Origin of the sequence: Streptosporangium fragile (genome assembly GCF_039534445.1) — a bacterium.
GTDB classification, from domain to species: Bacteria; Actinomycetota; Actinomycetes; order Streptosporangiales; family Streptosporangiaceae; genus Streptosporangium; species Streptosporangium fragile.
Genome location: NZ_BAAAVI010000016.1, coordinates 1 through 24018, shown reverse-complemented (window position 1 = coordinate 24018; position 24018 = coordinate 1). Strand labels below are relative to the sequence as shown.

21 protein-coding genes, 1 tRNA gene and 1 pseudogene are annotated in these 24018 nt (G+C 70.4%); 14 read left to right on the top strand and 9 right to left on the bottom strand.

Annotated features, from left to right (window positions below):
• Positions 1-82: 82 nt before the first annotated feature.
• The 4 genes from ABD841_RS12965 to ABD841_RS12955 all read right to left on the bottom strand — a co-directional run bounded on the left by ABD841_RS12965 (position 83) and on the right by ABD841_RS12955 (position 4805).
• Positions 83-1129, bottom strand: coding sequence for a 2-oxoacid:ferredoxin oxidoreductase subunit beta (locus tag ABD841_RS12965; protein WP_344970982.1), 1047 nt, complete (start codon positions 1127-1129; stop codon positions 83-85).
• Entirely contained in the window at positions 1122-2975 is a 1854-nt protein-coding gene (locus tag ABD841_RS12960) for a 2-oxoacid:acceptor oxidoreductase subunit alpha (protein ID WP_344970980.1), read from the bottom strand. Before ABD841_RS12960 ends, ABD841_RS12965 begins: the two co-directional genes overlap by 8 nt.
• Positions 2976-3197: 222 nt before the next feature.
• Entirely contained in the window at positions 3198-3287 is a 90-nt protein-coding gene (locus ABD841_RS40835; RefSeq protein WP_369011196.1) for a putative leader peptide, read from the bottom strand.
• 69 nt (positions 3288-3356) lie between these two features.
• On the bottom strand, positions 3357-4805 hold the full coding sequence (locus tag ABD841_RS12955; RefSeq protein WP_344971191.1) for a polysaccharide deacetylase family protein: 1449 nt from the start codon (positions 4803-4805) through the stop codon (positions 3357-3359).
• A gap of 210 nt (positions 4806-5015) precedes the next feature.
• On the opposite strand from ABD841_RS12955, the gene ABD841_RS12950 reads away from it, so the two are divergent.
• The 5 genes from ABD841_RS12950 to ABD841_RS12930 all read left to right on the top strand — a co-directional run bounded on the left by ABD841_RS12950 (position 5016) and on the right by ABD841_RS12930 (position 8689).
• Positions 5016-5387: an NADH-quinone oxidoreductase subunit A gene (locus ABD841_RS12950; protein WP_344970978.1), complete on the top strand. Its 372-nt coding sequence runs from the start codon at positions 5016-5018 to the stop codon at positions 5385-5387.
• Between the two features lie 49 nt (positions 5388-5436).
• Positions 5437-5934, top strand: a complete 498-nt coding sequence (locus ABD841_RS12945) for an NADH-quinone oxidoreductase subunit B (RefSeq protein ID WP_425581981.1) — start codon at positions 5437-5439, stop codon at positions 5932-5934.
• 118 nt (positions 5935-6052) lie between these two features.
• A complete protein-coding gene (locus tag ABD841_RS12940) occupies positions 6053-6610 on the top strand; it encodes an NADH-quinone oxidoreductase subunit C (protein ID WP_425581983.1) in 558 nt (185 codons plus the stop codon).
• Entirely contained in the window at positions 6603-7556 is a 954-nt protein-coding gene (gene nuoH, locus ABD841_RS12935) for an NADH-quinone oxidoreductase subunit NuoH (protein WP_344971187.1), read from the top strand. The genes ABD841_RS12940 and nuoH overlap by 8 nt, the downstream gene beginning before the upstream one ends.
• A gap of 197 nt (positions 7557-7753) precedes the next feature.
• On the top strand, positions 7754-8689 hold the full coding sequence (locus ABD841_RS12930; RefSeq protein WP_344970974.1) for a hypothetical protein: 936 nt from the start codon (positions 7754-7756) through the stop codon (positions 8687-8689).
• Between the two features lie 11 nt (positions 8690-8700).
• Here ABD841_RS12930 and ABD841_RS12925 read toward each other — a convergent pair whose 3' ends face one another.
• Positions 8701-10140, bottom strand: a complete 1440-nt coding sequence (locus tag ABD841_RS12925) for a serine/threonine-protein kinase (protein WP_344970972.1) — start codon at positions 10138-10140, stop codon at positions 8701-8703.
• 284 nt (positions 10141-10424) lie between these two features.
• Here ABD841_RS12925 and ABD841_RS12920 point away from each other — a divergent pair, with 284 nt between their 5' ends.
• From ABD841_RS12920 to htpX, 8 genes and pseudogenes are all read left to right on the top strand, one after another.
• On the top strand, positions 10425-11807 hold the full coding sequence (locus ABD841_RS12920) for a NuoI/complex I 23 kDa subunit family protein (RefSeq protein WP_344970970.1): 1383 nt from the start codon (positions 10425-10427) through the stop codon (positions 11805-11807).
• Positions 11804-12340: an NADH-quinone oxidoreductase subunit J family protein gene (locus tag ABD841_RS12915; RefSeq protein ID WP_344970969.1), complete on the top strand. Its 537-nt coding sequence runs from the start codon at positions 11804-11806 to the stop codon at positions 12338-12340. The genes ABD841_RS12920 and ABD841_RS12915 overlap by 4 nt, the downstream gene beginning before the upstream one ends.
• Before the next feature lies 1 nt (position 12341).
• Positions 12342-12623 (top strand): annotated as a pseudogene (gene nuoK / locus ABD841_RS12910) (NADH-quinone oxidoreductase subunit NuoK); the annotation flags it as partial.
• Positions 12624-12859: 236 nt separating this feature from the next.
• Positions 12860-14839: an NADH-quinone oxidoreductase subunit 5 family protein gene (locus ABD841_RS12905; RefSeq protein ID WP_344970967.1), complete on the top strand. Its 1980-nt coding sequence runs from the start codon at positions 12860-12862 to the stop codon at positions 14837-14839.
• 285 nt (positions 14840-15124) lie between these two features.
• Positions 15125-15322, top strand: a complete 198-nt coding sequence (locus tag ABD841_RS12900) for a hypothetical protein (RefSeq protein WP_344970965.1) — start codon at positions 15125-15127, stop codon at positions 15320-15322.
• 22 nt (positions 15323-15344) lie between these two features.
• Positions 15345-17102, top strand: a complete 1758-nt coding sequence (locus tag ABD841_RS12895; RefSeq protein ID WP_344970963.1) for a complex I subunit 4 family protein — start codon at positions 15345-15347, stop codon at positions 17100-17102.
• Positions 17099-18745 (top strand): NADH-quinone oxidoreductase subunit N, encoded by a 1647-nt coding sequence (locus ABD841_RS12890; RefSeq protein ID WP_344970961.1) that lies wholly within the window; start codon positions 17099-17101, stop codon positions 18743-18745. Before ABD841_RS12895 ends, ABD841_RS12890 begins: the two co-directional genes overlap by 4 nt.
• A 74-nt stretch (positions 18746-18819) precedes the next feature.
• Positions 18820-19671 (top strand): zinc metalloprotease HtpX, encoded by an 852-nt coding sequence (htpX, locus tag ABD841_RS12885; protein WP_344970959.1) that lies wholly within the window; start codon positions 18820-18822, stop codon positions 19669-19671.
• Positions 19672-19913: 242 nt separating this feature from the next.
• Here the strand turns inward: htpX and ABD841_RS12880 are convergent, their stop codons facing one another.
• From ABD841_RS12880 to ABD841_RS12870, 3 genes are all read right to left on the bottom strand, one after another.
• Entirely contained in the window at positions 19914-20765 is an 852-nt protein-coding gene (locus tag ABD841_RS12880) for a TolB family protein (protein WP_344970957.1), read from the bottom strand.
• 463 nt (positions 20766-21228) lie between these two features.
• Complete coding sequence (locus ABD841_RS12875) at positions 21229-21804, bottom strand: pyridoxamine 5'-phosphate oxidase family protein (protein ID WP_344970955.1); 576 nt, start codon at positions 21802-21804, stop codon at positions 21229-21231.
• 586 nt (positions 21805-22390) lie between these two features.
• On the bottom strand, positions 22391-22885 hold the full coding sequence (locus tag ABD841_RS12870; RefSeq protein WP_344970953.1) for a YajQ family cyclic di-GMP-binding protein: 495 nt from the start codon (positions 22883-22885) through the stop codon (positions 22391-22393).
• Positions 22886-23168: 283 nt separating this feature from the next.
• On the opposite strand from ABD841_RS12870, the gene ABD841_RS12865 reads away from it, so the two are divergent.
• Positions 23169-23253 (top strand) — tRNA-Tyr (locus tag ABD841_RS12865).
• Between the two features lie 86 nt (positions 23254-23339).
• Here the strand turns inward: ABD841_RS12865 and ABD841_RS12860 are convergent.
• Positions 23340-23489: a hypothetical protein gene (locus ABD841_RS12860; RefSeq protein ID WP_344970950.1), complete on the bottom strand. Its 150-nt coding sequence runs from the start codon at positions 23487-23489 to the stop codon at positions 23340-23342.
• Positions 23490-24018: the final 529 nt, after the last annotated feature.

Below are 24018 nucleotides of genomic sequence, written 5' to 3'. Positions count from 1 at the left end.
CCTGTCCAATAGGAACAGCTCGGAACGGACAGCGAGGCCCGCTCCGGAGAGAGCGGGCCTCGTCGTGCGGTGTCGTGTCAGGTCAGCCGATGCGCCAGGTGTCTCCGGCCAGCAGCAGGTCGTCCAGGTCGCCGGGGCCGCGGCCGCCGACGGCCTCCTCCAGCTGCCGGGCCATGAGCTCGTCGTAGGAGGGGCGGTCGACGCTGCGGAAGACGCCGATCGGGACGTGCTCGAAGGCGGGCTCGTCCAGCCGGGACAGCGCGAAGGCCAGCGACGGGTCGGCGCGGTGGGCGTCGTGGACGAGGATCTCGTCCTCGCTCACCGAGGACCTCGGGACGACTTCGAGGCTCCCGTCGGCCGCCCGCCGCACCGCCTTGGAGGCGGACACGATCGGCCGGCCGTGCTCCAGGCGCAGCGTGATGTCGTCGCGCTGCTCGGGGTCCTTCAGCTGGTCGAAGGCGCCGTCGTTGAAGATGTTGCAGTTCTGGTAGATCTCGACCAGCGAGGTGCCGTTGTGCTCGGCGGCCTCGCGCAGCACCGACTGCAGGTGCTTGCGGTCGGAGTCGATGGTCCTGGCCACGAAGGAGGCCTCGGCGCCGATGGCCAGCGAGACCGGGTTGAACGGCTTGTCCAGCGAGCCCATCGGGGTGGACTTCGTGATCTTGCCGACCTCGGAGGTCGGGGAGTACTGCCCCTTGGTCAGGCCGTAGATCCTGTTGTTGAACAGCAGGATGTTCAGGTTGACATTGCGGCGCAGCGCGTGGATGAGGTGGTTGCCGCCGATGGACAGCGAGTCGCCGTCACCGGTGATCACCCACACGGACAGGTCGGGACGCGACGCGGCCAGGCCGGTGGCGATCGCCGGGGCGCGGCCGTGGATCGAGTGGAACCCGTAGGTGTTCATGTAGTACGGGAACCGGGAGGAGCAGCCGATGCCCGAGACGAACACCATGTTCTCGCGCTTGAGCCCGAGCTCCGGCACGAACGACTGGACCGCGGCCAGGATGGCGTAGTCACCGCATCCCGGGCACCAGCGGACCTCCTGGTCGGACTTGAAGTCCTTCATCCCGAGCTTGACCTCGGACTTCGGGACCAGGGACAGGCCCCTGCCGTTCTTGATCTCACTCACTGTCGATCACGTCCTGGATCACGCCGGCCAGTTCCTCGGCCTTGAACGGAAGCCCGCGTACGCGGTTGTAGCTGATGATGTCGACCAGGAAGCGGGCGCGGAGCAGGAGCGCGAGCTGGCCGAGGTTGATCTCCGGCAGGAGCACCTTGTCGTAGGAGCGCAGCACCTCGCCGGTGTTGGCGGGCAGCGGGTTGACGTGGCGCAGGTGGGCCTGGGCGACCTTGCCCCCGGCCGCTCTGATCCGCCGTGCCGCCGCCGCGATCGGCCCGTACGTCGACCCCCAGCCGAGCACCAGCACGCGGGCGTCGCCGTCGGGGTCGTCCACCTCCAGCGGCGGGATGTCCTGGGCGATCCCGTCGATCTTGGCCTGGCGGAGCCGGACCATCTTGTCGTGGTTGTTGGGGTCGTAGGAGATGTTGCCGGTGCCGTCGGCCTTCTCGATGCCGCCGATGCGGTGTTCGAGGCCCGCGGTGCCGGGGATCGCCCAGGGGCGGGCGAGGGTCTCGGCGTCGCGCTTGAACGGCAGGAAGGTGACCCCGTCCTCACCGTTCGGCTCGACGGCGAACGCGGTGGAGATGTCCGGCAGGTCGGCCGAGGTGGGCACCTTCCACGGCTCGGAGCCGTTGGCCAGGTAGCCGTCGGAGAGCAGCATGACCGGGGTGCGGTACTTCACCGCGATCCTGGCCGCCTCCACCGCCGCGTCGAAGCAGTCGGAGGGGGTCGCCGGCGCCACGATCGGCAGCGGCGACTCGCCGTTGCGGCCGAACATGGCCATCAGCAGGTCGGTCTGCTCGGTCTTGGTGGGCATGCCGGTGCTGGGGCCGGCGCGCTGCACGTCGACCACGATGAGCGGCAGCTCCGTGGTGACCGCGAGGCCGACGGTCTCCGCCTTCAGCGCCACACCGGGGCCGGAGGTCGTGGTGACGCCCAGGGCTCCGCCGAAGGAGGCGCCCAGGGCCGCGCCGACACCGGCGATCTCGTCCTCGGCCTGGAAGGTGCGGATGCCGAACCGCTTGTGCTTGGACAGCTCGTGCAGGATGTCACTGGCCGGGGTGATCGGGTAGGACCCGAGGAACAGCGGCAGCCCCGACTTCACCGACGCGGCGATCAGGCCGTAGGCCAGGGCCTGGTTGCCGGAGATGTTGCGGTAGACGCCCGGGGCCAGCTTGGCCGGCTTGACCTCGTAGGAGACCGAGAAGGACTCGGTGGTCTCGCCGTAGTTCCAGCCCGCCTGGAAGGCCGCGATGTTGGCCTTGGCGATGTCGGGCTTCTTGGCGAACTTGTTCTCCAGGAACTGGATGGTCGCCTCGGTGGGCCGGTGGTAGAGCCAGCTCAGCAGCCCGAGGGCGAACATGTTCTTCGACCGCTCGGCGTCCTTCTTGGACAGCTCGAAGCCCTCCAGGGCCTTGACCGTCAGCGAGGTCAGCGCCACCGGGTGGACCCGCCACTCGGCGAGGGAGCCGTCCTCCAGCGGGTTGGCGTCGTAGCCGACCTTCTGCAGGTTGCGCTTGGTGAACTCGTCGGTGTTGGCGATGATGTCGGCGCCGCGGGGCAGGTCCGGAAGGTTGGCCTTCAGCGCGGCGGGGTTCATCGCGACCAGGACGTTGGGGGCGTCGCCGGGGGTGAGGATGTCGTGGTCGGCGAAGTGAAGCTGGAAGCTCGACACACCCGGCAGGGTGCCTGCTGGGGCGCGGATCTCGGCGGGGAAGTTGGGAAGGGTGGACAGGTCGTTGCCGAACTCCGCCGTACCCGCCGTGAAGCGATCACCGGTCAGCTGCATGCCGTCGCCGGAGTCGCCGGCGAACCGGATGATCACGCGGTCGAGTTGCTGAACCTGCTTGGTCACAGCTCAGTCCTCCTCGACGCGACATGGCGCCGTTGCTGGTGGCACATTCCTTTTTCCATGCTAGATCCTCGGAGTCACGCGTAGTCTTTTCGCGTTCCACTCGGCGGAGGAAAGTGACATTTGTCGCATATCCTCGGCGGCCGCTGAGTCGAACCCTGGGGGACGCGGGCGTCGGGCGCCACGTGTGGGCCCGGAAGAGCCGGTGCCCGGCCTAACGGAGAGTCACGATCGCGAGCGGTTCGCCCGACAGAGTCCGGCAGCGAGCCGGCACAGGTCGACGTGCAGGCGGCCGAAAAGGACAGTTGGGGTCACGATGCCTAACTATATGTCCCACCCCGGTGCCGCTCTCATCACCTCCGGCTATGGCCTCATAGCCGCAGGTTATGACATTGTCTGCGCTTCCGGCGGGAGATCGCGCGGACCGGAGTCGTACGTCCTGCCCGGCTGCATCTCCCGGTTCCCGTACAACTCGGGGACGGTGACGAGGGTGTAGCCCTCGTCGATCAGGCGCCGCAGGATCTCGGGAGCCGCGTCGACGGTAGCACCGTGCACGTCGTGCATGAGGATGATCGCCCCGGGTTCCGCCCGGTCGACGACCCGGCGGGCGATCTCCCGGGGGTCGGGGGCGTCGCGGTCCTCGGAGTCGACGTTCCAGCGGACCACGGACATGCCCAGCCTGGTCGCGACGGCGGCGACCTGCTCGTCGGTCATGCCGTACGGGGGGCGCATCAGGGTGGGGACCTGCCCGACCGACTGGGTGATCGCGTGCTGCGCGCGGGTGAGCTGGTCGGCGATCATCGCGGTGGACAGCGCGCTGAGGTCGCGGTGCGACCAGGTGTGGTTGGCCACCAGGTGGCCCTCGTCACGCATCCGCCGCAGCAGCTCGGGATGGGCCGCGGCGTTGGAGCCGAGGCTGAAGAAGGTCGCCCTCGCCCCGTACTCGGCGAGGATGTCCAGCAGCCGCCCGGTCTCGGGGCCGGGGCCGTCGTCGTAGGTGAGCGCCACGCACTTGAGCTTCGCGCAGTCCAGGCTGCCCGCCCTGGTGCTCCGCGCCGGAGGCTTGTCCGTGCTCGCCGCGATGAGCGCCTCCCGGGGCGGTGCCGCGACCCGCGGCTCCGCCGTCCCGACGGCCGCCCGCCGGGCCCGCAGCCCGGTCGCCGAGAGCAACGGCTCGGCCTCGGCGGAGGGTACGGCGACCGCCACCCGGCCCGCCGCCCGATGTCCCACCTGCTGGTCGTCGAACTCCACGACGAGGTCACCGCGCGGGTTGAAGCCGATGGAGTCGAACATCGCCGGGTCCGGTCTGACCGCGTTCGCGTTCACCATCGCCCCCCGCCCGGCCAGCTCGGACCTGACCCGCGTGGCCAGCGCCGCCAGCGCGGCGCGGTTCTTGAGCAGGTCGGCCGAGTCCATGGCCCGCCTGTCCACCCGGTCGTACCAGACGATGGTGCGGGATTCGCCCCAGCCGGACCCCACCGACTCGCCGACGCGCAGCCGTACCCCCACCGCCTCGGCGGACACGGCGGCCAGCTGCCAGTCCACGTTGAACTCGTGGGCGGGCACGGCGCGCGACGTGGCATGGCGGGCGGTGAACTCCGCGAGCCGTCCGGCCACCGTCCGGCGGAGTTTCTCGGTGAGGCGCGGGGCGTCGGCCAGGGAGGGGTAGACGACGTGGACGCGCCGGCCGCCGGAGTCTCCCGCGGAGAGCGTGCGCGTGCTCAGCCCGGCGACGAGTGACGGGTCCACGTAGTTGATCATCGTGGGCTCCGCGGGGACCGGGTCGTCCGCGTTCGGGGAGGCGATGGCCACGCCGCAACCGGTGAGGGTCACAGCTGCCAAGGCGATTCCTCCGATGAATCGCGTTTTGGGCATGAAAGTCACACTAAATGTGGGAACCCTGGTTTTACCGGGGCTTGAAGTTAACCGGGCGGAGGCTTTATCGGCCGGAAGTTTGGTGGCTCCGCTGGGTGACGGAAAGGGTGGATACTGCTATAGGTGAGGGGAAACCCTCACGCGGCAGGACTCGCGGAAGGAGCGGCCGTGGGCGGATATTTCAGCTCTTACGGGGTGGTCCTCGCGCTGTTCGCGATCGGCCTCGTGATCGTCACGGGGGCGCTGGCCGTCAACCGGGCACTCCGCCCCAGCCGTCCGACCCCTGAAAAGCTGCTCACATATGAGTGCGGTGTCGACCCGGTGGGCGAGGGCTGGGCCCAGTCGCAGATCCGCTACTACGTCTTCACCTACCTGTACGTGGTCTTCGCGGTCGACGCGGTCTTCCTCTTCCCCTGGGCGACGGTCTTCGCCGCCCCCGGCTTCGGGACGGCCACGCTGGTCGAGATGTTCGTCTTCCTCGGCTTCATCGCGCTGGGGATCCTTTACGCGTGGCGCAAGCGCGTGCTCACCTGGACCTGAGGGCCCGCCGGGCGGGTGCGGCCGCCGACTCTGGAGGAGAATGCGTGTCATGGCGGATCTCCCGATGCCCACCGTGGGGCCGGTCTCGCGGCTGGCTCCCAAGCCCATGCGCTTCATCCTCAACTGGGGACGGCGCTACTCACTGTGGGCGTTCAACTTCGGCCTGGCCTGCTGCGCGATCGAGTTCATCGCGACCTCGATGAGCAGGCACGACTTCATCAGGTTCGGGGTCATCCCCTTCGCCAACGGGCCGCGGCAGGCCGACCTGATGATCGTCTCCGGTACGGTGACCGACAAGATGGCCCCCGCGGTCAGGCGCCTCTACGAGCAGATGCCCGACCCGAAATACGTGATCTCCTTCGGCGCCTGCTCCAACTCCGGCGGCCCGTACTGGGACTCCTACTGCGTGACCAAGGGCGTCGACCAGATCATCCCGGTCGACGTCTACGTCCCCGGCTGCCCGCCCCGGCCCGAGGCCCTGCTCCACGGCATCATGATGCTCCAGGAGAAGATCGCCGCCGAGAACCTGGGTGACCGCTATGCCTGACGAGATCGGCGACACGACCGGCGGCGCGGGCGGTGGCATGAGCGGCGGTGACACGACCGGGGAAACGGGCGGCGGTACGCGCGGCGGGAGTGGCGCGGCCGAGGGAGTGGGCGGTGGCATGAGCGGCGGCACGATCGATGACGCGATCGCGGAGCGGTACGGCGAGCGCGCCCGCCTGTCGGAGTCCTTCGGCGAGATCACGGTCGACGTCGCCCCCGTCGACTGGATCGACCTGCTGGAGTTCGCCCGCGCCCGGGGCTACGAGTTCTTCGACTGGCTGACCGCGGTGGACGAGCCGCCCGCGGAGTTCGCCGTCGTCGCCCACGTCTTCGACCCGGTCTCCCACGCCCACCTGCTGCTTCGCACCCGGGTGCCGCGCGCCGACCCGCGGCTGCCGAGCGCCGTCGGTGTCTTCCGCGGCGCGGACTGGCACGAACGCGAGACCTTCGAGATGTTCGGCGTCGTCTTCGAGGGCCATCCGAACCTGGTCCCGCTGCTGCTGCCCGAGGGGTTCGAGGGCTTCCCGCTGCGCAAGGACTTCGTGCTGGCCGCCCGGGTGGCCAAGGCCTGGCCGGGGGCCAAGGAGCCCGGCGAGTCCGATCACGGCTCGCCGAGCCGCCGCAAGACGCTCCCGCCCGGCGTGCCCGCCGACTGGGGGCGTGGACGTGATGCCTGAGGTGCTCGACGCCGCGGTCCGGCTCGTCGCGATCGTCGCGGTCTTCCTGGTGCTGCCATTGGTCGCCGGGCAGATGGAGCACAAGGTCATGGCGCACATGCAGGCCCGTCTCGGTCCGATGTACGCCGGCGGCTTCCACGGCTGGGCGCAGCTCATCGCCGACGGGGTCAAGTTCGTCCAGAAGGAGGAGGTGATCCCGGCCGCCGCCGACCGGAAGGTCTTCGCCCTGGCCCCCGGCGTGGCGCTGATCCCCTACCTCGTGGTCATGGTGGTCATCCCCGTCGGCCCCGGGCTGGTCGGGGTCGACCTGGACGCCGGCCTGTTCTTCGTCCTCGCCGTGATGGGCGTCGGCGTGCTCGGCTCGATCATGGCCGGATGGGCGTCGGGCAACAAGTACTCGGTCCTGGGCGGCATGCGCTCGGCGGCCCAGCTCATGTCGTACGAGCTGCCGCTGGTCCTGGCGGCCTCCAGCGTGGCGATGGCCGCCGGAACGCTCTCCCTGCCGGGCATCGTGGAGGCGTGGCAGTGGTGGTGGCTGCCCTGGCAGGCGATCGGCGGCGTGGTCTTCTTCGTCGCGGGGCTCGCCGAGCTGCGCCGCCCGCCGTTCGACATGCCGATCGCCGACTCCGAGATCATCATGGGCCCGATGACCGAGTACACCGGCATCCGGTTCGCCCTGTTCATGCTCGCCGAGTACGCCGGGATCATCGTGGTCTCCGCGCTCACCAGCGTGCTCTTCCTGGGCGGCTGGCAGGGGCCCTTCCTGCCGGGGCCGGTGTGGATGGTGCTGAAGGTCTTCCTGCTCGTCTTCGTGGTCATCTGGCTCCGGGTCAGCTACCCCAGGCTCCGCGAGGACCAGCTGCAGAAACTCGCCTGGGTCGGCCTCGTCCCGCTGGCGTTGGTCCAGCTCGCGCTCACCGGGGTCGTCAAGGTCCTCGCCGGGTGACCCGGGCCGACGCGGGGTGACGCCTCCGGCGGGCGCGTGACGGTATCCGTCGTCCCCTCCGGGGAAGCGCGTGGCGACAGCCCGCGGGTGCCCCCGGGCCGTCGGCGCGCTGTGCCGATGCTGTGACGTTCGAAGTGCGCACGCTGGGCAGGTAGGGGGAATACACCCCGTGACACCACCTGCGCCAAGGACGGAAGATGACCCTCGCGCTCGCCGTGGAGAAGGACAAGCTGATCGTCGACGTGCCGGAGCACCCGCCGGTGCGCCTGCCGCTCGTCGGGGAGGGACGGGCGAGCAAACTGTTGATCTTCGGCTACCCCGGCCGGGGCAGGATGAGGTACGGCCTCGCGGTGCTCGACGAGTCCGGCCTGGTGATGCTGGAGGCGCCGGGGTCGCGCTCGCGCCGGGCGGTCGAGTCGTTCGCGGAGGAGAGCGGGCTGGAGTTCGAGTTCCGCGCCTTCGACACGCCCCAGGGGGCCAGGATCGCGCTGGCCCGCAGATCGCCGAGCTGGCAGGCGGTGACCTGGCGCGGTGCGCCCGCCCCGCTGCCGCGCCTGCGCGTGCCCGGGGTGCGGAGCCTCCGGCCGCCCGCGGGCTCGCCCAAGGTGTGGTGGCGGGAGCAGTTGCTGTACATCCTCATGTGGGCGGTGCTCGTCTACGGGGCGGTCTTCGCGGTGCTCGTCGTCCTCACCATGACCGACCCCGACGCCGTCACCCGCTGGATGGGCCCGCTCGGGATCGCCGCCCTGGTGCTGGCCGGGGTGACGGCCGTCGGCGCCGCCGTACTGGCCGGGATCGGCAGGCGCAGGACCCGCAACCAGAGCGCCCAGGGACGGGAGCTCCGGCGCGAGGGCGAGCCGCACTGCCGGCTGCTGGTCGTCCACGGCCGCCTGCTGCTGGAGACCGCGCGCAGGACCCGCGAGCTCAGGGCGTCCGAGCTGCTGCTGTACTCGGCGGAGTCCGGGGTCAGGGGCCTGGTGGTGGGCGGCGGGCTGCTCCACCTGCCCGGACCGTGGGATCCCGAGGAGGTCGCCGGCTTCGCCGCCCGCAACGGTCTGCGGCTGGAGACCCACTCGCTGACCCGCGAGGAGTATCTCGCCCTCACGACCCGGGTGGAGGACGCGGTTCCCTGAGGTCTCGGACCTCAGTTCACGATCCGGAGCATGATGTCGGCGGCCGTGGGCCGGTTGGCCGGCTGCTTGTCCAGGCAGGCGGCTGCCAACGGGCGCAGCGACGGGGGCAGGGCCGACAGGTCCGGCTGGTGGTTGATCACCCGGTTCAGGATCGCCGGGATGGTGTCCTCGCCGAAGGCCGCGCGACCGGAGGCGGCGAAGATCATGGTGGCGGCCCAGCTGAACACGTCCGTCTCCGGGCCGACCGTGCCCCCGGCGAGCTGCTCGGGGGACATGTAGGCAGGGGTGCCCATGATGCTCGCCGTCGCGGTGCCCTGGTCGAAGGCGCGGGCGATGCCGAAGTCGATCACGCGGGGACCGTCGGCGCCGATCAGCACGTTGGCCGGCTTGAAGTCCCGGTGCACCACGCCGGCCCGGTGGATCGCGGCCAGCGCGCCCGCCGTGGCCAGGGCCAGCCGGGTCAGCCCGTCCTCGTCGCGGGGCCCCTTGTCCCGGACCAGTCGCTCCAGGGAGACGCCGTCCACGTACTCGCTGACGATGTACGCATAGTCATCGGTGATGTTCACGTCCAGCACCCGGGCCGTGGAGAACGTCGCCACCTTGCGCGTCGCCTCGACCTCCCGCAGGAACCGCTCCCGGACCGCCTGGTCACCGGTCAGGTGCTCGTGCAACACCTTGATCGCCACCTTCTGCCCCTGTGGGGTGAGCGCCAGGTGGACCGTTCCCTGACCGCCCTTGCCGAGGTCGCCGATCAGCCGGTACGGCCCCAGCCAGCCCTGTGGGACCCGGGCCTGCGGGGCCGGGGCATGTCCGTGCTGTCCCAGCGTCGGCGGGCCCTGGAGGTGGTGGCCCTGGGTGTTGTACGGGGGCTGCGTGTTGTACGGGGTGTTGTACGGGGACGGGGGGGTGTAGGGCGGCGGGGCACTCTGGTGCGGGACATGATGGGGACCGCTGTGCTGTACGGGCGCGGGAGGACGGTTGTCGTAGGGCTGCGGAGGCCGGTGCTGCGCCGGTGCGTGCATGGCCGAGATCACGGTCGGCGCGGCCGAGTGGGGCGCCACCTGGGGCGAAACGTGCACCGGGCCCGGGATCGGCCCCCGGGCGTGGGACGGCTCCCGGAACACCGAACCCCTGATGATCAACGCGTGGCCGAAACCGCCCAGCCAGCTGCCGAGAAGTCCGATCGTCCCCAGGGTGTCGAGCCAGACCGGAATCAGGTCGGAGCTGCCGTAGACCATGGCGCCGACCATGAAGATGCCGATACCGGCGGTGTACAGGACGGTGGCGAATGCCAGTCCCGGACTCCGGAGCCGGCGCGCGGCGTGACCGATGATGAACGGCGTGCCGACACCGCAGGTGAAGAGGGGAACCAGCGTCCACACCACGCTCCACGCCGTGTTGGATCGCGGAGGTTGCTGCGGGTGCCAGGTCGGCCCGTACTGGTGGGACATGTCGCGAACAATACGTTTATTTCTTGCTTCTTGCAGTCCCCTTGGGCATCGATCCGGCGGTTGGGTGCCGGTACTCGAACACACAGACTGTGGATAACCGCTGTGGATAACCGGGTGCCCTCTGTGGACGGACTCTCCGCCGCCACCTCTTCCCCAGACGCTCCAGGAGCCCCAACCGGGGACCGGCGCATTCACGAGCGCCTCGCCGTGCGTCATGATGTTGAGTTGTGGCGCGGATACCAGGAGTGGGATTGGTGAAGGGGCTCTCCGTCACCCTTCGCCACATGCTGAGCAGGTCGGTGACTCAGCAGTACCCCGAGGTCCAGCCGGAGCTTCCCCCGCGGAGCCGGGGGGTGATCGCGCTGGTCGAGGAGAACTGCACGGTGTGCATGCTCTGTGCCCGAGAGTGCCCCGACTGGTGCATCTACATTGACTCCCACAAGGAGACCCTCCCCGCCCCCGAAGGTGGCCGTCCCCGCGCCCGCAACGTGCTCGACCGCTTCGCGATCGACTTCTCCCTGTGCATGTACTGCGGCATCTGCATCGAGGTCTGCCCCTTCGACGCGCTGTTCTGGTCTCCGGAGTTCGAGTACGCCGAGGGCGACATCCGTAACCTCCTGCACGAGAAGGACAAGCTGGCCGCGTGGGTGCAGACCGTCCCCCCGCCGCCGGCTCACGAGCCCAACGCCGATCCGCCGAAGGAACTCGCGGCCGCCTCCCGCCCCGCGCGGCCCACCCCCTCGTCCCCGGGCGGTCCTCCCACCTCGGCCCGCAGGCCCGCCGCACCTCCCGGCCCCGGCCCTGACGCCCCTGGCCGGGCTCCCGCACGGCCCGCCACCCCGGGCACACCTCCCGCCGGGCCCGGCGCCTCCGGTGCGCTTCCCGCCGACCCCGGTCCTTCCGGTGCGTCTCCCGCGGGGGCTTCTCCCGCCGTGTCCGGTGCCGCGGAGCCGTCCTCCGTTCCCGGTCAGGCCGGATCCGCCGGCCCGGCCGAGCCGGGCGCCGCCGCGAGCCGGCAGACGGCCGGCGCCCCGCGGGGGCAGGGCGGTCCGGGAGGCCCGCAGGGCCCGGGGAGCCCGGGGAGCCCGGACAGTCCGGCCCGCGCGAAGAACGGCGGGAGTCCGGCTGACGCGGACAGGCGGGACGACCTTCCGGGCCTTCCAGACCTTCCAGACCTTTCGCGCCCGGCGAGCTCGGCGGCCGGAGACGGCGGTGGCCCCGGCGCGTCCGGCGCGTCGAGCGCGTCCGGGACGCCGGGTATGCCGAGCGCGTCGGATACGCCCGACGCGTCCGGTACATCTGGTACATCGGGTACGGCGAGTGTGTCGGGTACGCCCGACGTGTCCGGTACGTCGGGTGTGCCGAGCGTGTCCGGGACGCCCGCCCCGCCCACTTCCCCCACTTCCCCCGCCTCGCCCGCGAGACCCGCCCGCCCCACGCGAAGGGCGTCTGCCGGGCACGCGAACGTCCGTGCCATTCGCCCCCCGGGCGCGCTTCCCAAGAAGGACACCCCCGCCCCGGGCACCCCGCCCGGGACCGGACCGTCCACAGGTGAGCCATCTACCGAGAAGTTATCCACAGGTAAGGGTGGCGTGCCCCCGGCAGCGGGCACACCGGAGCAGACTTCTCACACGGACCCGAACGGAGAGCGTGAGGAGGAGCCGTGACCGAGGTGCCGTCCTATCTGTCACCGACCGGGCAGGAGATCATTTTCCTTCTCCTGGGCGCGGTGGCCGTCGGGTCGGCACTGCTCGTCGTGACCACTCGGCAGCTCGTCCACGCGGCCCTGTGGCTGATCGTCTGTTTCGGCGCGCTCGCCGGGTGCTATCTGATTCTCACGGCCGAGTTCGTCGCCTGGGTCCAGGTGCTGATCTACGTCGGCGCGATCGTGGTCCTGCTGCTGTTCGGCATCATGCTCACTCGCGCCCCCATCGGCAGGGCCGCCGATCTCGACAGCCGTAACCGTCCGGTCGCCGCGGTCGTCGCGATCGCCACCGCGGCGGTGCTGGTCACCGTCGTCGTCGACGGCTTCCGCATGGCCTACGCCCCTCTTGAGCCGGGAGGCGGCGCCGCCAAGGAGCTGGGCTCCAGCATCTTCCGCAACTGGGTGCTCCCGTTCGAGGCGCTCTCCGTCCTCCTGCTGGCAGCCCTGATCGGTGCCATCGTCCTGTCCCGCACCGACATCCGCGGGAGGGACTGACGTGCACATCGTCTATCCCGCGGTCGTCTCGGCGCTGCTGTTCTCCATCGGCGTGTACGGCGTGCTCGCCCGTCGCAACACGATCCTCGTCCTGATGTCCGTCGAGCTCATGCTCAACGCCGTCAACCTCAACCTGGTCGCGTTCGACGTGTGGCTGCGTGACCGCCTGCACAGCGGTCAGGTCCTCACGCTCTTCGTCATAGTGATCGCCGCCGCCGAGGTCGGTCTCGGCCTGGCGATCATCCTTGCGCTCTACCGCAACCGCCGCACCGTCGACCTCGACCGCCTCCGCTCTCTCGCCGAGCCCACCGGCACCGACCCGGACGGGGAGCCCGCCGGTGCCGCCGCAGTTCCCGCCTCACCGGCCGAGACCCGATCCTCGGCCGAAACCGGGTCTTCGGCCGGGATCCGATCCCGTCCCGGGCCTCTCCCGCAGGCCGATCCCCGATCCGAGGCCCAGTCGCCCCATCCCCAGAGCCGAGCCGGAGTCCGGCCGGACGCCGGGCCGGGTGAGACATCATGATCGTTACTGCCGCGCTCGCGATTCTCCTGCCGTTCCTCGCGGCCGCCGCCGGGCTTCTGGGCTCCCGTCTCCCCGGGGGCCGGCGAGGAGGAGCCGCCGACACCGCCGCGAACCGCCGGGCCGCCTGGATCGCAGTCGTGCCCACCGCGACCTCCACCGTCCTCACGCTCTGGCTGGCCTACGCCACCTGGACCGGCGTCCGCACCGGCGGAGGCACCCCGGTCGCCCCGGCCCCAGACGACCGGGGCGCGGTCCAGGGAACGGTCGACGGGGTCACCGCGACGCTCGCCGTCATCCCGACGGGCTCGGTGCCGATCTCGGTCGGCCTGCTCGTCGACGGTCTCGCCGCGTCGGTCGCCGTGCTGGTCACCGTCGTCGCGCTGGCCGTGCAGATCTACTCCGTCGGCTACCTGGCCGACGACCGCCGCTACCCGTCGTACAGCTCCTTCGTCAGCCTGTTCACCAGCGCCATGCTCCTGGTCGTCTACGCGGCGGACCTCATGGTCCTCTACGTCGGCTGGGAGATCATGGGCCTGTGCTCCTACCTCCTGGTCGGCCACTGGTGGGAAGACCGGGCCAACTCGCGGGCGGCGATCAAGGCATTCCTCGTCACCCGGATCGGTGACGTCGGCTTCCTCTTCGGCATCTTCGTCCTCGGCACCGAGGCCGGCAGCTTCAAGATCGCGGATGTCGTCGCAGGCGTCCCCGAGATGTCCTCCGGCACGCTCGTCGCCGCGACCATGCTGCTGCTCGCCGGGGTCGCCGGGAAGAGCGCCCAAGTACCGCTGCACGTCTGGCTCCCCGACGCGATGGCCGGACCGACCCCGATCAGCGCCCTCATCCACGCCGCCACCATGGTGGCCGCCGGCATCTTCATCATCGCCCGGCTCTACCCGGTCTTCCTCGGCGCGGGCCCCACCCTGGACGTGCTCGCGGTCCTCGCCGCGCTGGGCATGCTCGGCGCCGCCCTCGCCGCCCTCGCGCAGGACGACCTCAAGCGCGTCCTCGCCTACTCCACGATCAGCCAGCTCGCCTACATGGCCGGCGCGCTGGCCGCCGGATCCCGAAGCTCCGCGATCTTCCACCTGATCACCCACGGCGCCTTCAAGGCACTGCTCTTCCTGTGCGCCGGGGCGGTCATCCACGCGGTCGGCTCCAACCTGATGAGCGGGATGGGAGGCCTCCGCAGGGAGTTGCCCGTCACCTTCGTCACGATGACGGTCGGCTTCGCCGCCCTGATCGGCCTCCCCCCGGCCAGCGGCTTCTTCAGCAAGGACAAGGTGCTGGTGGCCATCGAGCGGTCCATATCCGCCGGGCCTCTCACCGACGCGGCCGCCCTCCTGCTCTACGGGTGTGCTCTGGCCACGGTCGCCGTCACCGGCGCCTACGCCACTCGGGCGTGGCTGCGCACCTTCTTCGGCGCCCGCCGCGCCGTCCCCTCACCCGAGACCGCATCCGGTACGGCCCACGCCGCCGTCCCCTCGCCCGAGACCGCATCCGGCGTAGCCCACGCCGCCCACGAGGCACCGCCCACCATGCGGTGGCCGATCGTGGTCCTCGCCGTTCCCGCCCTGCTGCTGGGCTTCGCCGGTGTCGCCGAGATCCACTGGGACACCGCCGCGCTCAGCGTCGCGGTGGCGCTGCTGGGCGCAGGCGCGGTCTACGGCGTGTGGCGCTCCGATCCCCTGACCGACCCGGCCCGCGCGCTCGGCCCCTTCCGCGTGCCCTGCGAGCGGGCCTTCTACGTCGACTCGGTGTACGGCATGCTCTTCGTCCGGCCCGCGCTGGGCCTCGCCCACCTCGTCGCCCGCGCCGACCGCCGGGTGGTGGACGGCGCGGTGCGCGGCTCCGGCCGGGTCACCCTGGACCTGGCGGGGCTGGTCCGCCTGGCGCAGAATGGCAACGCCCAGCTCTACATCACTGGCCTGCTGGCCGGTGTCCTCCTGCTCGCGGTCGGGGCGGTGATGTTCGGATGACCTCTCTGCCCCACCGGGGGGACCGTGGCCACCATCGTGACTCTCCCTGCCTGACCGGCGGTGATGCGCCGATGACTCTCGCGACGCCCCTTGTCGAGCCCCACGCCCTCGTCGAGATCCACGCCTCCGTCGGGACTCGGTCCGCCGCGGAGCCCCGCGTCCTCGTCGGGACCCGGGCCGCCGTCGAGATCCGCGTCCTCGTCGGGACCCGGTCCGCCGCGGAGCCCCGGGCTGCGGAGCCCCGGGCCGCCGTGGGGCTCCACGGTGCCATAGAGCCCCAGGTCGTTGCCGAGTTCCACGCCGCCGTCGGTCGCGCTCCCGGCGCCGTCCGTGGTGTCCGTGCCGCCGGTGCCGTTCCCGCACCGGGCCTGGGTTGCGCTCCTGGTGCTGTCCCCGCACCGGGCCTGGGTTGCGCTCCCGGTGCCGTCCTCGCCCCCGATCCTGGTCGCGCCGAGTGGCCGGGGCGCCGTCGTCGCCCCGTGATTCCCAGCGGGGTGGGCGCGTCATGAGCTGGGTGTTGATCGCGCTCCTCGCCGTCCCGCTCGTCGGCGCCGCCGCCATGCTCGCGCCCTCCAGGGCGGACGCCGCGGTCAGGGGACGGCGGCTCCGCGTGTACGGCCTGGCTGTCTCCGGGGTCACCTTCGTTCTGTCACTGTTGCCGGCCGTCGCGTTCGACTACGGCGATCCCGCCCGGGTGCAATTCTCGACCGACCTGGCCTGGATCCCCGGGCTCGACGTCAGGTTCCACCTGGGGGTCGACGGGGTCTCACTGCCCCTGGTCGTGCTGACCACGTTGCTGACCTTCCTCTGCTTCGTCTACCTGTGCTGGGGCCGGGCCGACGGCCCCGGGCAGCTGCTGCGGCCGGGAGCCGGCGGCGACCGCCCCCGGGCGCTGGTGTTCACGCTGCTCGTCCTCGAAGTCGGCATGATCGGCACGTTCCTCGCCCTGGACCTGCTGCTGTTCTTCGTGTTCTTCGAGGTCGTTCTCATCCCCATGTACTTCGTGATCGCCGTCTGGGGCGGCCGGGGCCGGCGGGCGGCGGCGATCAAGTTCATCCTCTACACGCTGCTCGGCTCCGTCGTCCTCCTGCTCGGCCTGTTGCTCATCTGGGCGCAGACCGGCACGCTGGACATGGTCGCCCTCGCGCGGGCCCAGGGCGCGGGCATGTCCCCTCTGGTGCAGATCGTCGCCTTCCTGGCCGTCGCCGTCGGCTTCGCGGTCAAGACCCCGATGTGGCCGCTGCACACGTGGCTGCCCGATGCCCACACCGAGGCGCCGACCGTCGGTTCGGTGCTCCTGGCGGGAGTGCTGCTCAAGATGGGCACGTACGGCTTCGCCCGTATCGCGATTCCCGTCCTGCCCGAGGGCGCCGCCGCGGCGGCACCCTGGCTCGGGGCCTTCGCGGTGATCGGCATCGTCTACGGCTCGCTGGCCTGCCTCGCGCAGCGCGACCTGAAGAGGATGATCGCCTATTCCTCGGTCGGCCACATGGGTTTCGTGCTCCTGGGCCTCGCCACCCTCACCCCGGTCGGTTTCAACGCCGCCCTGTTCGGCAACATCGCCCACGGCCTGATCACGGCCCTGCTGTTCTTCATCGCCGGGGCGGTCAAGGAGCGCTACGGCACCTCTGACATGCCCGCGCTGGGTGGCGGCATGCTGGTGCGCCTGCCCCGCCTGGGCTCTCTGCTCACCTTCGCCTGCGTCGCCTCGCTCGGGCTACCCGGACTGGCGGGTTTCTGGGGTGAGATGCTCGCCCTCCTCGGCGCTTTCCAACCGGCCGGGGCCTTGTCCCGCCCGCTCTATCTGGTCTTCATGGCGCTGGGAGGTCTCGGCGCCGTGCTGACCGCCGCCTACTTCCTGCTCATGCTCTCCCGTGTCACTCACGGTCGCCCCACCGAAACCGTGTACGCCCCGGTCCTCGCCGCCGCGGGTGCCGGCCCCTCCTCGAAAGCCGGCACCTCCCCGGCCGGTGCGAGCGATGAGGGCCGTTTCCCGGCCGGTGGGGAGTCTCCCGGTGGGGAGTCTCCCGGTAGGGAGTACCCGCCCCCGCCCGGTGAGGGCGGGGGAGCCGATTCCCCGGGAGTACCGGGGAGCACCTTCGGGCCGGTGCGGGCGGGCCGGGCGCGCATGCCCGACGTCATGGGCCACGAGCTGGCCGCCTGGGTTCCACTGGCGGGGCTGATCCTGCTGTTCGGCCTCTGGCCGAAAACGCTCCTGCTCGTCACCGATCCGGCGGTCCGGACCCTTCTGGGGGCGCCGTGATCCAGTCGATCGACTACTACGCGGTCGCGCCGCCGCTGATCCTCGCCCTCACCGCGGGCCTCGTACTACTCCTGGACGCTTTCCTGCCCCGCAAGCCGTACGTCCGGCCGGCGCTTGGTGCCGTCACGCTGGCCGGGACGCTCGGTGCCCTGGCCGTGGTGGTCTCCCAGGCCGTGCGCGCCGCGGGCCCGCTGAAGACCTTCTGTGTCCCCGAGGGGCTGCTCGACGCTCCCGGTGCCGTGCCCGGCGGGACCGCCCCGCTGCTCGCCGACCCGGAGACGGGGCCGGGCGCCGCCGCGCCGTGCTCGTTCGTGGTCGACGACTTCACCCTGGTCTTCGCGGGGCTCGCGCTGGCCGCGGGGGTCGTCGTGGTGCTGCTCTCGGCCGCGCGGCTCTCCTCGGGAGACATCCCCGTCGGGGAGTGGTACTTCCTGCTGCTCTGCACGCTCGTGGGGGCCGTCACCCTGCCCGCCTCCCGCGACCTGATCATGCTGGTGGTCGCGCTGGAACTGGTCTCGCTGCCGGTGTTCGCGCTCGCCGGGCTCAAACGCTACGACGGCCGCAGCTCCGAGGCCGCGGTCAAGCTCTTCCTGGTCTCCGTGGTCTCCACGGCGGTGACGCTCTTCGGAGTCTCCCTGCTGTACGGAACGACGGGCACCGTCTATCTCGACCGGATGGCCTCCGCCCTGCGGGCGGGCGGCCCCCAGGCCCTCGCCGCCACAGGGGCCGCCACCTACGGCCCCACGCCGGAGGCCGCCGATCCGCTGTCCGCCGTGGTCACCGTGGCGGTGGTACTGGTCCTCGCCGGGTTCGCCTTCAAGATCGCCGCAGTGCCGTTCCATTCCTGGGCGGGAGACGTCTACCAGGGGGTTCCCGTCCCGGTCGCGGCCCTGCTCTCCGTCATCTCCAAGGCCGCCGGGTTCGCCGGGCTGATCCTCGTCCTGGTCGCCGCCCTGGCGAGCCAGGCGGCAACCTGGCTCCCGTTGATCGCGATCATCGCCGCGCTCACCATGACCGCGGGCAACCTCCTGGCCCTGCGGCAGCGCCAGGCCGTGCGGCTGCTCGCCTGGTCCTCGGTCGCCCAGTCGGGCTACGTTCTCGCCCCACTCGGTGTCCGGAGTGACGAGGCCATGAACGCGTCGATCACCTACCTGGTCTTCTACGCGGCGATGAACCTCGGGGCGTTCGCGGTGGTCACCCTGGTGTCGAGGTGGCAGGAGCGGGGGGAACTGGACGACTACCGGGGACTGGTGTTCCGCAGCCCGCCGGCCGGGCTGGCGCTGGCCTTCTCCCTGATCTGCCTCGCGGGACTGCCACCGGGGCTGGCGGGGCTCTTCGCCAAGATCGTGGTGTTCCGGGAGATCCTCGACGGCGGGGGCGGCTGGCTGGCCGTGGTGATGGCGGTCAACACGGTGATCGGCCTCTACTACTACGTCGCCTGGACTGTGTTGATCTTCACCCCGGCCCCGGCCCCGGTGACGGCGGGCGGTGCGGCTGAGACGGTCCCCGGAGCCGGTGGCCGTCCCGGATGGGTGCCTGCGGCCGTGGCCATCGCGGTGACCGCGGTCGCCGTCGTGGCCTTCTCCGGCGCACCCCAACTCGTGCTCGACCTCGTCCCCGCCGGGCTCATCGGCTCAGGGTGAGCGTTCCCGGGAACGCTCACCCTGGTCGAAGACGTTGCACTGGGTGAATCGGCATCAACCGAAAGGGGGGTGCAGTGCACCACAACGGTCTGCGTACCGCGGTCCTTCTGGGCGCACTGTCCGCGGTGATCATCGCGGTGGGGGCGTGGCTCGGGGGTGGCGTCGGCGTGCAGATCGCGGTTCTGATCGCGCTGGTGACCAACGGCGTCGCCTACTTCTTCTCCGACCGCATCGCCCTGTCCGCGATGCGAGCCCGGCCGGTGGGCGAGGTCGAACAGCCGACCCTCTACCGGATCGTACGCGAGCTCTCCACCGCCGCCCGCCAGCCCATGCCCCGGCTGTACGTCTCGCCGACCATGCAGCCCAACGCCTTCGCAACCGGGCGCAACCCCCGCAACGCGGTGGTGTGCGTGACCTACGGGATCACCCAGATCCTCGACGAGCGTGAGCTGCGCGGGGTCATCGGGCATGAGCTGTCCCATGTCTACAACCGCGACATCCTGATCTCGTCGGTGGCGGGCGCGCTCGCCACGATGATCACTTACCTCGGCTACGTGGGCATATTCTTCGGCGGCAGCGACGACGACGAAGGTCCCGGCTTCATCGGCGCCCTGCTCATGATCGTGCTCGGCCCCGTCGCGGCCGGAATGATCCAGATGGCCATCTCCCGCTCCCGGGAGTACCAGGCGGACGAATCAGGAGCCCGGCTGACGGGTGACCCACTGGCCCTCGCCTCGGCCCTGAGAAAGATCGAGATGGGCACCCGCCAGTTGCCCCTCCCCGAGAACGGCCGGATCGCCTCCGCCTCCCACCTGATGATCGCCAACCCCTTCCGCGGCGCGGGCCTCGGCCGGCTCTTCTCCACCCACCCGTCCACCGCGGAGCGGGTCGCCCGCCTGGAGCGCATGGCCGGCTACCGCCGCTGACCCGGTCATCCTCGGAAACGGAAGACCGAGGGTCCGCGGCCCCTCGATGAGGAGCCGGGGCCCGAAGAGGCCAAGGACCGGAGCCGAGAACAACCCGGCCCGGCACGTCGTCGGCTGACGCCGGCTGACGACACGCCGGGCCGGGGAGCCGGACCGGTGGCGGTGGGGTTGTGGACGGACCCGGGTGTGGGTCAGGGAGCCAGGCCGGTGACGATGGGGTTGTGGACGGACCCGGGTGTGGGTCAGGGAGCCAGGCCGGTGACGATGGGGTTGTGGACGGACCCGGGCACGGCGAAGGTGCTCACCCGTTCCGTCCTGCCCGACGCCGGATCGACCCGGTACCAGCTGTAACGGGCACCCCCGCCGGCTCTGAGCCTGCGGGGGGTCACCGTTTGCACGGCGAGGCGCCCGTCGCCGCTCCAGCGCAACCGGGTCGGCGTCTGCCCGCGGGGCAGCGGGATGGGTTTGGGCCTGGCCGTCCTGCCCGCTGCGACGTTCCACAGGCCGATCGCCGAGTCGCGCGCCGTGAAGTGGGCGACGGTCGTGCCGTGAGGGCTGAGTGCGCCCCCCACCGGAACGCGTCCTGTCTCGGCGAACGGCGTTACCGAGTAGATCCCCGCCCGGAACGCGTCATCCACCGCGAGGACGAACTGCGCGTCAGGACTGAAGCTCCACGGCCGCAGCCCCGGCGGCACCTCGGCGGCCCGGCCGCTGTGCACGTCCACGATGCGGTTGTCCCGCCCGACGCCCAGCACCACGTAGCGCCCGCCCGGGGCGAGGTCGAGCCGCGCCGCGTACATGTCGCGCGACCATGCCAGGCCGGGCACCCTGCGTACCTCACCGGTCGCCATCTCCCGCACCACCAGCGCTCCGGTGGATTTGTGGAAGTAGGCGACGTGCCTTCCGTCGGGCGACAGGGCCAGCGGGGCCCGCTGCTTGCCGGTGGAGAACACCCGGGCGTCGCCGAGCCTGACCACGTCACCGCCGCGCAGCCAGAGCTTCCACGGGGCGCATACGCACCTGTCGAGCCCCGCGTACCGCACCGGGGACTCCCCGCCCTCCGCCTGCGCCGACGCGCCCGCCCCCACTGTCATGACCGCCACGATGGAAACGCTCAAGTAGCGGAACAACCCCATGAAGGACCCCCAGAATTCCGAACATACGAGGAGGGCGTCCGTTACATAGGCGCTACTGTACGCTTCCCACTGCGCTGACCGGCCATGTTGCCGCGAGTGTCATCACACCGCAGGCAAAAAGTGCAGAAAGCACTTCGGATGGGGGCGAACAGGCTGGCTACGGTCGGCGGACCCGGCGCGGTACGACTCGCCGTGGTGGTAAGGCCGGTCAGACCTGGTACTCCTACGCGTGCGACCGCTCGGATCGTGACCCGGTATGGCCCCTCCGGCCACCGTGCCGGAGGGCCGCACGTCACCCGCTCTTCCGTTCGCCGGCACGCACGAACCCGCGGAGGCCGTCGAGGGGACCCCCTTCGGTTTCCTGGTGCCTGTCGCCGACGCGAACGGAGGCCGGCGGGAAGCTCCTTCTCGGGAATCCCCGTCAGGAGTGCTGAGTCACCGGGTCGGTCTCCTCGGCCGACAGGCCGGGGATGCCGTCGATGCTCTCGCGGTTGTTCTTCGCCCGGTAGGCGCGTTGCTGCTGGACGTCCTTGCGCCCCGCCCGCTCGTCCAGCAGTGTCCGGTCCTGCTCGTACGACATGAAAGGCACCGAGAAGCCGCAGGAGTCGGAGATACGGTCACAGTCGACGACGATGATCGACCTGACACCGGGGTGCGGGCCGAAATTCTTGATCAGTACGGCGAAGTCGGGGTCCGCCGGGACGACGACCCTGCCGGTGCCGTACAGGCGGAGGATCTTGGGTGGTCCGGTGAAGGCGCAGAACATGACCGTGATGCGGCCGTTCTGGCGGAGATGGGAGATCGTTTCCACTCCGCTGCCGTCCAGGTCCAGGTAGGCGACCGTGGTGTCGTCGAGAACGGCGAAGGTGTCGGGGTACCCCTTGGGGGAGATGTTGACATGACCGCCCTGTTCGGGAGCGGTTCCCACGAAATAGATCGGCTGCGCTCGGATGAACTTACGCAACCGGTCGTCGAGCCGATCGTAAATTTTCCCCATGTAACGGACAGTATGCCCATACCTTGATGATCACATCACCTTCGGGGTGATCTTGCCTTACCGGAACATTTAGTGCGGTCAAGTACGGCGTGAACGTTCCGGCGTGGGCACATCTCGATCGGTGATCTACATGAGCTCTCCCCGCGGAGAACCCTGCGCCCCGCTCCTGCCGCGGAGGTTCAGCTATGCCACGGCGGCGCTCGAAGACGACCCGCCGGCCATCGGGGGAGTCGTGGCCTGCGGCTCCTCGCAGCCACACGCTGTCGACCCGTCCGATGAGAACGCGGCCGGGTGCAAGGGGGTCGCCCGGCGTACTGTCACCGTCCAACGGGAGGAGGTCCGATGCGCCGTCGGCGTGACCAAGGGGATGAGTCGCCTCGCGATCGACCGGCGCAGATGGGACGAGGACGAGAGCGCAAAGACTTCCCGCCAGTGACAGCCTTTCCGGCGGCGGCGCTCTTCCGGGACGGAGACGCCGACGGCCGGGACACAAGACGACCTCGTGCCCCGGCCATGTGCCCCGAATGTGCCCTCCCGGGGGGGCAAGGCCCTGAACCCCCATGTCAGGGCCTTGAGTGCCCGCTCGCTAGCGGTAGTTCGTGAACTGCAGGGCGATGTCCAGGTCCTTGCCCTTGAGGAGCGCGATGACCTCCTGCAGCTCGTCCCGCTTCTTCGAGCTCACCCGCAGTTCCTCACCCTGGATCTGGGCCTTGACGCCCTTGGGCCCCTCATCACGAATGATCTTCGAAATCTTCTTGGCGTTCTCCTGGTCGATGCCCTCCTTGAGGGTGATCATGAGACGGTACTCCTTGCCGGACAGCTTGGGCTCGCCTGCATCCAGGATCTTGAGCGAGAGCCCCCGCCTGATCAGCTTTTCCTTGAAGACATCAAGGACGGCCTCGGCGCGCTCCTTGCTGTTGGCCCTGATCTCGACGGCCTTCTTCCCGCCCGACCAGGCGATGCTCGCACCCGTGCCCTTGAAGTCGAATCGGTGCCCGACTTCCTTGACCGTCTGGTTCAGCGCGTTGTCGGCCTCCTGGTGGTCGATCTTGCTGACGATGTCAAAACTGCTGTCGGCCATGCGTCGACTATCCTCCCTAGCTCTCCTGCCGACCCTAGCGTTTCACCCGCCTGCCCATCATGAAGGTCACCGTCATCATCGAAACGGCGGTGTTCAAGATCCGGAAAGCGTCCCGGCCCGGTCCGCACCCTGCGCCGGGTGCCCCAGGCGAGCTCGACGCGAGTGGAGACCAGGGGTGAAAGTCCAGAAAGAGCGGGCTATCGGGGGGTGCCCTCCACCGATGTCACGTCAAGCCCGGAAGTCCGCTATTCTTTTCCCTGTCGCCGCCGCAAGCGGAAGACAAGGCAGGTTGCCCGAGCGGTCAATGGGAGCGGTCTGTAAAACCGTCGGCTTAGCCTACCCAGGTTCGAACCCTGGACCTGCCACCAGCAGCAAAGAGGGCCCCTCACCAGCGGAAACGTGGTGAGGGGCCCTCTTCGTTCATGTCCGGCCGTGTCCGGCTGGCACCGGTGCCCTACGGCTGATCGTGCTGAATACGTGCTGAAGTTTCCGGGGCGTCCGGGGCCGTCATCGTGGGTGGTCTGGTCGCGTCCAGGATGCGGCGCTTGGCGTCGGCGTCCTGGCCGTCGATGCATTTGGCGTAGACGCGGAGGAGTACGTCCACGCTGTGCCCCGCCCACTCCGCCACCTGGGGAGCCGGGACGCCGGCGTTGAGCCATGTGGGTATGGCGGCGCGCCGCGCCGCCGTACCCGGCCCTGCGCCTGCCGGCGCGGGCCGGGCATGCGGCCTGGGGGCCGGTCCCGGCGGCGCGCAGGACTCCGGGCCATCGCCGCACGCCCGCCGCGCCGCACCCACGCCACCCGCCGACCTCTGGTCGCGCCGCCGCCCCAATGCAGCCCTACGATCGCCACGAGGTGGCCAAGGTCTGCGGTGGCCGAGGGTGATCGAAGATCCAGGGCGCGTAACCAAGTCGCGAACTCCCTTAGACTCACCGCGCATGCGATCAAGGTTGATCTTCGCCCTTGTCTTCCTCTACGCCGTAACGGCGGCGCCCGCGTTCCAACTGAGGGAGTGGCGGCTGATCGTCCATCCTACGAGCAAGGATGCGGCTGAGGTCTATTTCCAGCCGATCCTCCCTGGATCGCCCCGGCGAAGTTGGAGGCTAGATCGCTTGGTTCTCGGCCGTCAGGTC

What these genes read in the sequence shown, in the direction of transcription:
- ABD841_RS12930 (WP_344970974.1), top strand. Translation starts at nt 7,754, where the DNA reads ATGACCCTCGCGCTCGCCGTGGAGAAGGACAAGCTGATCGTCGACGTG.
- ABD841_RS12870 (WP_344970953.1), bottom strand. Translation starts at nt 22,885, where the DNA reads ATGGCCGACAGCAGTTTTGACATCGTCAGCAAGATCGACCACCAGGAG.
- ABD841_RS12875 (WP_344970955.1), bottom strand. Translation starts at nt 21,804, where the DNA reads ATGGGGAAAATTTACGATCGGCTCGACGACCGGTTGCGTAAGTTCATC.
- ABD841_RS12925 (WP_344970972.1), bottom strand. Translation starts at nt 10,140, where the DNA reads ATGTCCCACCAGTACGGGCCGACCTGGCACCCGCAGCAACCTCCGCGA.
- ABD841_RS12905 (WP_344970967.1), top strand. Translation starts at nt 12,860, where the DNA reads ATGATCGTTACTGCCGCGCTCGCGATTCTCCTGCCGTTCCTCGCGGCC.
- ABD841_RS12895 (WP_344970963.1), top strand. Translation starts at nt 15,345, where the DNA reads ATGAGCTGGGTGTTGATCGCGCTCCTCGCCGTCCCGCTCGTCGGCGCC.
- ABD841_RS12940 (WP_425581983.1), top strand. Translation starts at nt 6,053, where the DNA reads ATGAGCGGCGGCACGATCGATGACGCGATCGCGGAGCGGTACGGCGAG.
- ABD841_RS12880 (WP_344970957.1), bottom strand. Translation starts at nt 20,765, where the DNA reads ATGACAGTGGGGGCGGGCGCGTCGGCGCAGGCGGAGGGCGGGGAGTCC.
- ABD841_RS12945 (WP_425581981.1), top strand. Translation starts at nt 5,437, where the DNA reads ATGGCGGATCTCCCGATGCCCACCGTGGGGCCGGTCTCGCGGCTGGCT.
- nuoH (WP_344971187.1), top strand. Translation starts at nt 6,603, where the DNA reads ATGCCTGAGGTGCTCGACGCCGCGGTCCGGCTCGTCGCGATCGTCGCG.
- ABD841_RS12920 (WP_344970970.1), top strand. Translation starts at nt 10,425, where the DNA reads ATGCTGAGCAGGTCGGTGACTCAGCAGTACCCCGAGGTCCAGCCGGAG.